The sequence below is a fragment of the Faecalibacterium sp. DFI.5.82 genome, assembly GCF_029076575.1.
Lineage (GTDB): Bacteria > Bacillota > Clostridia > Oscillospirales > Ruminococcaceae > Faecalibacterium > Faecalibacterium duncaniae.
Genome location: NZ_JARFIS010000992.1, coordinates 1 through 293, shown reverse-complemented (window position 1 = coordinate 293; position 293 = coordinate 1). Strand labels below are relative to the sequence as shown.

Annotated in this window: 1 protein-coding gene; it reads right to left on the bottom strand. The window is 54.6% G+C overall.

Annotated features, from left to right (window positions below):
* Positions 1-103 precede the first annotated feature (103 nt).
* The coding region (locus P0G09_RS19835; protein WP_275253532.1) for a hypothetical protein at positions 104-293 on the bottom strand (190 nt) is incomplete at its 5' end.

The window sequence follows — 293 nt, the reverse complement described above, 5'->3', positions numbered from 1 at the left end:
AAACACCAAAACGCCGCACAAATAAAGTTTTTTCCATTGGAAAAAAGTAGAGGACAAAAGAAAAGTCCCCGGAGGTCTAACCCCCAGGGACAACCCGAATATTTCAGCCCTTGCACCGATACCCCGCCCGCCGGAGAAACGCCTCCGCCTGGTGCAGCTCGGTGAACGTCCGAGAACTATGCTTCTGGCGGTCACGCCCCATAAGATGCTGACCATCCAGAGCTTTCACCACAAAGTGCTCCCGCCCGTTCTTCATAACCCGGTTGAAGTAGACGGCCTGCCCGGCCTCATTG